Source organism: Pseudomonas sp. NPDC089534 (genome assembly GCF_044749305.1).
In the GTDB taxonomy this organism is placed as follows: domain Bacteria; phylum Pseudomonadota; class Gammaproteobacteria; order Pseudomonadales; family Pseudomonadaceae; genus Aquipseudomonas; species Aquipseudomonas ekonensis.
The window spans coordinates 180-9,041 of the sequence record NZ_JBIVHR010000006.1; the positions used below are offsets into that span (position 1 = coordinate 180).

Sequence of the window (8,862 nt, forward strand, 5' to 3'; positions counted from 1 at the left end):
GTTGCCTGACCCACCGCCATCGCCAGCAGGCTGGCTCCCACAGGGGATCCCGGCTGTCCGCAGGATCCCTGCACACCACAAAAACTTGTGGGAGCTGGCTTGCCAGCGATGAGGCCATCACAGCCGGCATCTCTGTTGCCTGACCCACCGCCATCGCCAGCAGGCTGGCTCCCACAGGGGATCCCGGCTGCCCGCAGGATCCCTGCACACCACAAAAACCTGTGGGAGCTGCGGTGCGACGACTCGACTTGCCAGCGATGAGGCCGGTACTGCTGGCATCTCAGCCGCCGCCCATGCCTTCAGCTGAAAACGACGACCCCGCCCGGCAGTTCGGTGCATTTGACGCCGTAGGCGTCGCGGATCAGCAAGGCCACGCCGGCCAGTTGATCGAGGCTGAAGCGGGCCTGCACCCGGCGCTGGCCCAGTTCGCGGTTGAGCAGCAACAGCATGCCGGGCCGGTAGCGGTTGATCTCGTCGATCATCTGGCTCAGGGTCGCGCCGTTGAACACCAGCACCTTTTGCCGCCAGTTCATCACCGCTGCGGTGTCGACGCTCTGCACGTTGCCCACCTGCTGCGCGTCCCAGGTCAGTTGCTGGCCCGGTTCCAGGCGCACGCTGCGGCCTTGCAGATCCACCTCCACCGCACCGTCGAGGCAGGTCACGCACACCTGCCGATCAAGGTTGCGCAGGTTGAAGCGCGCCCGGCTGGCCCGCAGCCAGCCGCTGCCCGCCTGCATCGCCAGCGGCTGGCGGGCGGTCTGCACTTCGACCTCGCCGCTGAGCAACTCGAACCCTTGCGCGCCGTCCTCCGTCGCCCGCTGGTTGATGCGGGTCTGGGTGTTGAGCTCCAGGCTCAGGCCCTCGGCCGGTTCGAACCGGCGCTGCTCGCCGACCTCGGTGATGTAGTCGGCCCCGATCCCGGAAAAGCCGCCCGGCACCGTCCCGCGCACCAGCACGAACGCCGCCGACGCCGCGATGGCGCCGCCGAGGAACGCCCGCCGGCCGAAGCGCCGGGGCGCCTGCAAGCCCTCGGCCGCCGGTTGCAGCAAGTGCCACAAGGCTTTGCAGTCCTCGAAGGCGCGGGCATGTTCGGGGCTTTGCGCGCACCATTGGCGCAGGGCCCGGGCGTCGGCGACCGTGGCGCGGCCCGAGGTCAGCAGGATCAGCCAGTCGCGGGCTTCGCTCTGCAGACGTTCGCAGGCCTGTGGCTCGGCAGGTGTCAGACGGAGGATGTTCAAACGCGCAGGTTCTCAACGGGTTGATCGGGACTCGTGGATCGGAGCTCTACTTTCAAGACGGTTTTCCGGCCCCGCGACCGAACCGCTGAAACACTTTTCTTTCCAGTTTCGCCGCGCAGTGCCCCAGCGCAGCCTTGATTTCCTTCTCGACCATGCGCGTGGAAATGCCGAAGCGCTGGGAGATCTCCAGGTGCGGCGCCTCCTCCAGCCGCGCGGCGATGAAGATCCGCCGGCGCCGGGCCGGCAGCTCATACAGGGCACTGAGCAGCGACTGGATTTCCTTCTGCCCGCCCACCACCCGCGCCGGGTCGAGGGCTTCGTCGCTGATCTGCAGCAGCTCCTCGACCTCGCTGCCGGTGAGCAGCCGGGCATCGGCCTGGCGGCGGTCGGCGGCGATGTTCAGCGCCATGCGGTAGAGGTAGGCGTTGGGCCGCTGGAGATCCGGCGGCGTCTCCATGCGGTCCACCCGCAGGTAGGTTTCGTGCAGCACGTCGTTGGCCAGGTCCTCGGAACCGAGACGACGGCGCAGGCGCACCCGGAAGTCGTCGTAGGACGTCAGGAACAGCTGGAGCATCGAACCTTGTCCGGCGTCTTTCATCCCCCGGAGACTCCTTCCCATCTGGTGCAATCCATGCGTTTTCCTGTGTCTTTCTTGTCCATGGTTTCCGGCAACAGCAGCAGCGTGACCGGTTGGCGCAAGGCGCCGGGTGTCGGGCGCCCGATGCTCAAGCGCTGAAAGCTGTCCACCAGCGCCGCGTCCCGCCGCACATCGCCGGTGGAGGTCACCAGGCGGTTGTGCTGCACCACCCCGTCGCGGCCGATCCACAACTGCAGCACCGCCCGGTAACTGCCCGGACGGGTGAGCGGCGAACGGCACAGCTTGCGCTCGATGGCCGCCTGCACCGCCGTCGCGTAGCTGCGGTTGACCGCGCCGGACGCCGCCGGTGCGTTCTGCGCCGCCACCGTCACCTCTTCGACCTGCGCCACCTGCAGGGTGAACGCATCGGCGCGGGCGTACTTGGCCATCAGGCCGCTGCCGCCGAGCAGGTGGCGCAAGGCGTCGGCCGCGGTGAACTCACCGTCCACCGCCACCGAACGCCGGCCCCGGCTCAGTTGGCTGTCGACCAGCACCGCCATGCCCGTGGCGCGACTGAACCGGTCGAGGGCCGAGGCCAGGTCCTGGGCCGGGATGTGCAGCGTCATGCGCAGCGGCTCGGCCTTCGCCCCCAGCGCCAAGAGGCCCAGCAACAGGCCCAGGCAGGCCTGGCGCAAAGGCGCTGAACGCACAAAACCGCCCTTGGCATGGCCTCGCTGCACGGCTGACGCACCCCTGAAAACCGTCATCCTGAGGGCTGTTTATGAATCTGGTGTGACGGACGGTGCAAAAAAACCATCACGGGATCGCCGCCGGCCTTGCAGTAGACTCAGGCTCCAGAACGGCCCTCGTCGGGCCGGCCAGGAGGCCAGCATGAAATCACTGTGGAAAATCGTTCTGGGCGGGTGCCTGCTCGCCGCCTTCGGCGCCGCGCAGGCCGAACAGCCGCCGGGCTGCATCGACGTGACGGTCGGCGGCTACAAGGCGCCGAACTACGATTGCCTGAGCCAGCAGATGGGCAACAACCCCGAAGGCGCCAAGGCGGCGCAGAAGAACCGCGAGGCGATGAACGTGCCCGTCGACAAGCGGCCGCCGAACCAGGTGGGCCTGGCGACGCCGGCCGCCACCGCCACGCGGATGGGCAACACGTTCGGCAACTCGGTCAAGCCGCAGCGGCCACCGGCCGGCCAATGAACCCTGTGGCGAGGGGGCTCGCTTGCGCCGGGATGCGAGAAAGCCCCGCGCATTCGTGGATCACTCGCTGGGCTCCTGGCGGAAACTCACCGCCAGCCGGTTCCAGCTGGTGATGGTGTTGATCGCCATGGTCAGGTCCACCAGTTCACCCTCCGAGAACTGGTCCCGCGCCTGCTGGTAGACGGCATCGGTCACCTGGCTTTCGGACAGCAGCGTCACCGCTTCGGTCCAGGCCAGCGCCGCCCGTTCGCGCAGGCTGAAGAAGCCGCTGTCGCGCCACACCGCCACCGCATACAGACGCCGCTCGCTCTCCCCGGCCCGCCGCGCCTCCACCGAGTGCAGGTCGGTGCAGAACGCGCAGCCGTTGAGCTGCGAGGCGCGGATCTTGATCAGGTGCAGCAGCGGCGCCTCGATGCTCAGGCTGCCGGTCAGCGCCTCCAGGGCGATCATCGCTTTCATCGCCTTGGGCGAGGCGCTGTAGTAATCCAGGCGCGGGGACATGGGTAGGTCTCGGGCAGCAGAAGAGTGATTTCACGGTAAGCGCTGGTGCGCCAGGGTTACAGCCCCAATTCCACGGAAAACTGGCAGACCACTGAACCCGGACACACACTGACTCTGTGGGAGCTGGCTTGCCAGCGATGGCGGTATACCTGCTAACACCAATGCTGGATCCGAAGGCCCCATCGCTGGCAAGCCAGCTCCCACAGGGTTCTGCACCAATTTCGGGGATTTGCAATACGCAACTTCTGCCCCGCGTGCATTCGGAAGTAATCTGGTGGGCGCACAATCCGCCTCATTCGCCCCAGGAGCCCCGTCGGATGGAACTTCATGTCGTGATCAACGGCCGCAAGGATCTGGCCGGCCAGTTGTACCGACAGCTGCGCGGCGCCATCGAGTCCGGAAGGCTGGCCGCCGGCACCCAGTTGCCCCCCAGCCGCCTGCTGGCCGAACAGCTGGGGATCTCGCGCAAGACCATCTCCGACACCTATGCGCAACTGACCTACGAAAACTTCCTCACCGGCGTGATCGGCAAAGGCACCTACGTCAACGCCCGTCCCGCCGCCGTCCAGCGCAAACAGAGCCACACGGAACTGGCCGGCGCCGAGGTGATCGAGCGCTGGCGCAACCTGCCGGTGTTCCTGCGCCACCCGACCCTGGAAGGCTCGCTGCGCTACGACTTCATCGGCGGCGCCACCGGCAAGGGCCAGTTTCCCCAGGACGACTGGCGCCGCTGCGTGGCCCATGCCATGCGGCAGATGGCGACATCCAAGGGTTTCTACAGCCTGCCCGAAGGCTTGCCGGCGCTGCGCAACGCGATTGCCCGGCACATTGCGTTTTCCCGTGGGGTGAACTGCCAGGACGAAGACGTGGTGGTGTGCAACGGCGCCCAGCAGGCGCTGGACCTGATCGCCCGGGTGCTGCTGCAGCCCGGCAGCGTCGTGGCCATGGAAGACCCCGGCTACCCACCCGCCCGCCTGCTGTTCGGCACCCACGGCGCCAACGTGGTCGGCGTGCCGGTGGATGCCGAGGGGATTCAAGTGGAGCACATTCCCGACGGCACCCGGCTGATCTACGTGACGCCGTCGCACCAGTTCCCGCTGGGCATGCCGATGAGCCAGGCCCGGCGCGAGGCGTTGCTGGAGCGGGCCCACGCGCTCGGCGCCATCGTCATCGAGGACGACTACGACAGCGAATTCCGCTACGAAGGCCGGCCGACGGATTCGCTGCACAACCTCGACCGGCGCGGACTCGTCGCCTACGTCGGCACCTTCTCCAAGACCCTGCTGCCGGAGCTGCGGATCGGCTACGCGATCCTGCCGCCGGCGATCCTCGAGGCGGTGATCCGCGCCAAGCAGCTCACCGACCTGCACGCCTCCACCCTGCCGCAGTGGGCGCTGGCCAAGTTCATCGCCGAGGGCTGCCTGCTCAAGCACATCCGCCGCTGCCACACCGTCTATGCCCAGCGCCGCGAACGGATCCTGGCGCGCATGGCCACCGACCTGTCGCCGTGGCTGGAGGCGGTGCCGCCCAGCGCCGGGTTCCACATGGCGGTGTTCTGCAAGGTGCCGATGGATCTGCCGCTGGTCATCGAGCTGGCGAAAAAGGTCGAGGTCGGGCTCTACGCGATCAACGGTTTCTATGACCGGCAACCGCCCCGCGACGGCCTGTACTTCGGCTTCGGCGCCATCGAGACCCTGGACATCGACATCGCCCTGGACCGGCTGCGCGATATCTTGCAGCAAGTGGCCTGAGGGATTGGTCTAACCGTTTAACCGCCGATTGGTTATTGGTGATCCGGGGGCGCAGGCCTATTCTGCACAGGCCTTATCCCTCAATGGGCGGATGCGTCCGACCCGGTACAGGAGTGCGAGCCATGTCCAACCCCGTGATCAACACCGTCCAGGTGCAGGCCGCCGCCGGCCGCTCGGAAGAGCTGGGCAGGCAGTTGCAGAAGATCGTCGAGACCCTGCGCGAGACACCGGGCTGCGACTCGTACATGGTCGACCGCTGCCCCGAGGACAGCCAGCGCTGGACCGTCAGCGCCCACTGGCAGTCGGAAGCGGCGATGCAGGCGCATTTTAACCGCCCCGAGGCCCAGGGCTTCATCGACCTGATCGACAGCCGGCTGGCCAACAGCGTGGACTTCAACTCCTTTCCCATCGTCTAGCCCTGCAGGGCAAGCCCCTGTGGCGAGGGAGCTTGCTCCCGCTGGACTGCGCAGCAGGCCCCTGTTGGGCGCGCTTCGCACGCCAGCGGGAGCAAGCTCCCTCGCCACAAGGGCAAGTAGCGCCAACAGGTTTCGAGGTCGGCGATTGGTCTCCCGATCTTCCCGAACATTGGCCGTTTGATCGAACCGCCGCGCGAACTACTGTGATCACCGACACCCCCACTTCAACAGGTGATGCCCATGAAAGCCCTGCACGTGTTTACCGCCTTCGCCCTGCTCGCCGCCGGCCCGGCCTTTGCCCATGGCACGGACGAACCTTCCGAGAAGGTCACCGTCCTGCAGGATCAGATGCTCAAGAACGCCCCGGGCAAGAAAGCCCTGATGATCGAAGTCGACTACAAACCCGGTCAGTCTTCCATTGCCCACCGGCACGAGGGCACCGCCATGGCCTATGTGCTGGAAGGCGAGATCGTCTCCCAGGTCAAGGGTGAGCAGCCGGTCACCTACAAGAAGGGCCAATACTGGTACGAACCGGCCGGCTCCGAACACCTGGTGTCGAAGAACGCCAGCAAGACCCAGCCGGCGAAGCTGCTGGTGTTCATGGTATTGGCCCCGGACGAGAAAGTGCTGATCCCCCTGGAAAACTGATCGCTGTTGCGTCAGCCATAAATAAAAAGGCTCAAATCGTCGATTTGAGCCTTTTTATTTCCCGGGGCAATGACTCAGTCCTATTTAAAGCAAACAAGACTATTGGCCACCCGATAACTTCGCCGATTGGTCGTTTCATATTTGCGGTGCGGGTTTAGTCTGGTTCAACTGCCGTTCAGCGCGGCAACTTTAAACTCATCGAACCGAAGTTGTTTCACGGGAGAAACACCATGAAACTTGCGTTTGCCGCAACGTTATCGATCTCGGTACTGGCCTTGTCCGCCTGCTCGGTGCCCACGGCACCGTCCTCGGCATCGTCGCTCGACACACTGTTCACCCACCCCGTCGGCCGCAGCGGCGCCACCCAGGTGCCCAGCGGCGCCCATGTCTCCCTCGGCATCGTCTACAGCCCGGGCACCCAGACCAACCGCCAATACCTGCGCGACTACCAGGCCAACGCCGGCACCGGTTTCGGCCAGAGCCTGCTGGTGCAGCCGATCCACGACGCCTACGTCGCCACCTCGAAACCGGACATGGCCGTGGACTGGATGACCGCTTCGCTCAAACGCCGTTTCGGCTCGGTGACGGTCTACCCGGACATGCAGAGCCTGCGGGCGGCCAGGCCGGACGTGACGGCGATCATCGATACCCGCAGCCAACTGATCACCTCGCGCAGTTCCGACATCCGCACCGACGCCAGCGCCGACTTCTATGATGCGCAGTTCAACTACATCGGCACGGCAAAAGGCACCGATGCCAAGGCATTGAGTCCGTTGTGGGCCGACTACAAACGCACCGACGATATCGTGGCGGACATCAATGAACAGCAGGAAGTTCAAGTCCGGGCATTGCAGAAGTTTGACCGGTCGCTCAGTCAATTGTTGGGCGGTGCAGGAAACAGTGTATCGATGCTGGATGTTCGGCAGGCTCAAAAGTTGTATTGATTTCGGCAGCCCCATCGCCAGCAGGCTGGCTCCCACATGGGTTTTGCGTTGCAGGCGAATCCCTGTGGGAGCCAGCCTGCTGGCGATGAGGCCCGATCAGGCGACACCAATCATGCAGGCATAAAAAAGCCCCGCCTCTTGCGAGAGCGGGGCTTTCTCATTCAGCTACGGCTCAGGCCGGTTCCAGCTCGGCGTTGCGGGCCGAGGCGGCCGGGACGACCGCCTGGCCGCTCAGCGCGACGTCCAGCAGTTCGCGGTTGGCCACCGCGTACATGGCGTAGTCGGTGCCGCTGGCGGCACGGATTTCCACCAGCATGGCGCGCCAGCGTTCGATCATGGCTTCGTGCTGCTCCATCCACAGCGCCAGGCGGGTTTCCACCTCCTGGGAACCGTCGCCCTGTTGCAGGACGGAGATGGTGATCGCACGTTGCTGCCAGTCGACGTCGTCGCGGAACGCTTCGCGGGCCAGGGCCTGCCAGTTGTTCTCGACCGGCAAGGCGCTGATCTGCTGCATGTACCAGGTGATGTCCAGCGCGCTGCCCACGGCGAAGTAGGCCTTGGCCACGTCCGCCGGGTTCTGGCCGGTCACGTCGGAAGCCTCGATGATCGGCAGCAGGGTATACAGGTGCGAGGTCCCCGCCACCATGCGCGCCAGCAGCTCCGGCACACCGGCCTGGACATAGGCCTGATAACGGGCCTGCCAGGTCTCGCGGATTTCGCCGCTGAGCAGTTCGTCGAGCTTGAGGCCCAACTCCTTCAGGTGCGGACCGAAATGCGCGACGTCACGGGCAGCGTTCTGCTCGTTGCGGCGGGCACGCAGGAACCAGCGGGTGGCGCGGCGGCCCAGGCGCATCAGCTCGTCCATCAGCTCCAGCTGCACTTCGGCAGGCACCTGATAGTCCAGCGCTTCGATCTGACGGAACCAGTGCGGGAGGTGGAAGATGTCACGCACGATCACGTAGGCGCCGGCCACGTTCGCCGGGCTCATGCCGGTGGACTCCTTGAGCCGCTGAACGAAGGTGATGCCCATGTGGTTGACCAGGTCGTTGGCGATCTGGGTGCTGACGATCTCGCGCTTCAGGCGGTGACGGCGCATGGCTTCGGAGAACTTGTTGACCAGGGTCGGCGGGAACGCCGTTTCCATGTCGCGGGTCAGGTAGTCGTCGTCCGGCACCAGCGAGTTGAGCAGCTGCTCCTTGAGGTCGATCTTGCTGTAGGAGATCAGCACCGACAGCTCCGGACGGGTCAGGCCCTGGCCTTCGGCCACGCGCTCGGCCAGTTGCTCTTCGGTCGGCAGGAACTCGATGGCGCGATCCAGCTTGCCGCGGCCTTCCAGGTCGCCCATCAGGCGCTTGTACTCGGCGATCCGCGCGTAGGCACGGCGGGCCGCCAGGGACAGGGCCTGGGTCTGCTTGTAGTTGTTGCCCAGCACCAGGCCGCCGACTTCGTCGGTCATGCTCGCCAGCAACTGGTTGCGTTGCTTGTCGGTCATGTCGCCGTCCTGAATATCTTATTTGAGTAGTTTATTGATTTTGTGTTAGTGGTTGTTTATTTCTAGTTGTTCGGCGTTTTATT

At 65.4% G+C, this 8,862-nt stretch carries 9 protein-coding genes and 1 pseudogene; 5 read left to right on the top strand and 5 right to left on the bottom strand.

Features of this window, described 5'->3' with window-relative positions; all coding sequences use genetic code 11:
* Positions 1–299: 299 nt before the first annotated feature.
* The 3 genes from ACIP0B_RS02935 to ACIP0B_RS02945 are packed head-to-tail and all read right to left on the bottom strand — an operon-like array spanning position 300 to position 2,555.
* Complete coding sequence (locus ACIP0B_RS02935) at positions 300–1,238, bottom strand: FecR family protein (RefSeq protein ID WP_400829662.1); 939 nt, start codon at positions 1,236–1,238, stop codon at positions 300–302.
* A gap of 52 nt (positions 1,239–1,290) precedes the next feature.
* Positions 1,291–1,836: an RNA polymerase sigma factor gene (locus tag ACIP0B_RS02940; RefSeq protein ID WP_400829663.1), complete on the bottom strand. Its 546-nt coding sequence runs from the start codon at positions 1,834–1,836 to the stop codon at positions 1,291–1,293.
* Complete coding sequence (locus ACIP0B_RS02945) at positions 1,833–2,555, bottom strand: secretin and TonB N-terminal domain-containing protein (RefSeq protein WP_400829665.1); 723 nt, start codon at positions 2,553–2,555, stop codon at positions 1,833–1,835. Before ACIP0B_RS02945 ends, ACIP0B_RS02940 begins: the two co-directional genes overlap by 4 nt.
* A 151-nt stretch (positions 2,556–2,706) precedes the next feature.
* Between ACIP0B_RS02945 and ACIP0B_RS02950 the strand changes: the two genes are divergently transcribed.
* Entirely contained in the window at positions 2,707–3,027 is a 321-nt protein-coding gene (locus tag ACIP0B_RS02950) for a hypothetical protein (RefSeq protein ID WP_400829666.1), read from the top strand.
* A 60-nt stretch (positions 3,028–3,087) separates the two neighbouring features.
* Here ACIP0B_RS02950 and ACIP0B_RS02955 read toward each other — a convergent pair whose 3' ends face one another.
* Positions 3,088–3,528 carry a carboxymuconolactone decarboxylase family protein gene (locus ACIP0B_RS02955; protein WP_400829668.1) on the bottom strand — a complete coding sequence of 147 codons (441 nt, stop codon included), beginning with the start codon at positions 3,526–3,528 and terminating at the stop codon, positions 3,088–3,090.
* 317 nt (positions 3,529–3,845) lie between these two features.
* Here ACIP0B_RS02955 and ACIP0B_RS02960 point away from each other — a divergent pair, with 317 nt between their 5' ends.
* The 4 genes from ACIP0B_RS02960 (at position 3,846) to ACIP0B_RS02975 (ending at position 7,287) form a co-directional block, all read left to right on the top strand.
* Positions 3,846–5,279, top strand: a complete 1,434-nt coding sequence (locus ACIP0B_RS02960; protein WP_400829669.1) for a PLP-dependent aminotransferase family protein — start codon at positions 3,846–3,848, stop codon at positions 5,277–5,279.
* Between the two features lie 122 nt (positions 5,280–5,401).
* Complete coding sequence (locus tag ACIP0B_RS02965; RefSeq protein WP_085586896.1) at positions 5,402–5,695, top strand: putative quinol monooxygenase; 294 nt, start codon at positions 5,402–5,404, stop codon at positions 5,693–5,695.
* Between the two features lie 240 nt (positions 5,696–5,935).
* Complete coding sequence (locus ACIP0B_RS02970) at positions 5,936–6,343, top strand: cupin domain-containing protein (protein WP_400829670.1); 408 nt, start codon at positions 5,936–5,938, stop codon at positions 6,341–6,343.
* A 230-nt stretch (positions 6,344–6,573) separates the two neighbouring features.
* The gene (locus ACIP0B_RS02975) at positions 6,574–7,287 is read left to right on the top strand and encodes an ATPase (protein ID WP_400829671.1); all 714 of its coding nucleotides are present in this window, start codon (positions 6,574–6,576) and stop codon (positions 7,285–7,287) included.
* 172 nt (positions 7,288–7,459) lie between these two features.
* On the opposite strand, the pseudogene ACIP0B_RS02980 reads toward ACIP0B_RS02975, so the two are convergent.
* Positions 7,460–8,785 (bottom strand): annotated as a pseudogene (locus tag ACIP0B_RS02980) (NAD-glutamate dehydrogenase domain-containing protein); the annotation flags it as partial.
* Between the last annotated feature and the right edge of the window lie 77 nt (positions 8,786–8,862).

Bases quoted from the DNA above. Each gene is read 5' to 3' on its own strand.
- ACIP0B_RS02955 (WP_400829668.1), bottom strand. From the start codon at position 3,528: ATGTCCCCGCGCCTGGATTACTACAGCGCCTCGCCCAAGGCGATGAAA.
- ACIP0B_RS02950 (WP_400829666.1), top strand. From the start codon at position 2,707: ATGAAATCACTGTGGAAAATCGTTCTGGGCGGGTGCCTGCTCGCCGCC.
- ACIP0B_RS02960 (WP_400829669.1), top strand. From the start codon at position 3,846: ATGGAACTTCATGTCGTGATCAACGGCCGCAAGGATCTGGCCGGCCAG.
- ACIP0B_RS02940 (WP_400829663.1), bottom strand. From the start codon at position 1,836: ATGAAAGACGCCGGACAAGGTTCGATGCTCCAGCTGTTCCTGACGTCC.
- ACIP0B_RS02965 (WP_085586896.1), top strand. From the start codon at position 5,402: ATGTCCAACCCCGTGATCAACACCGTCCAGGTGCAGGCCGCCGCCGGC.
- ACIP0B_RS02970 (WP_400829670.1), top strand. From the start codon at position 5,936: ATGAAAGCCCTGCACGTGTTTACCGCCTTCGCCCTGCTCGCCGCCGGC.
- ACIP0B_RS02975 (WP_400829671.1), top strand. From the start codon at position 6,574: ATGAAACTTGCGTTTGCCGCAACGTTATCGATCTCGGTACTGGCCTTG.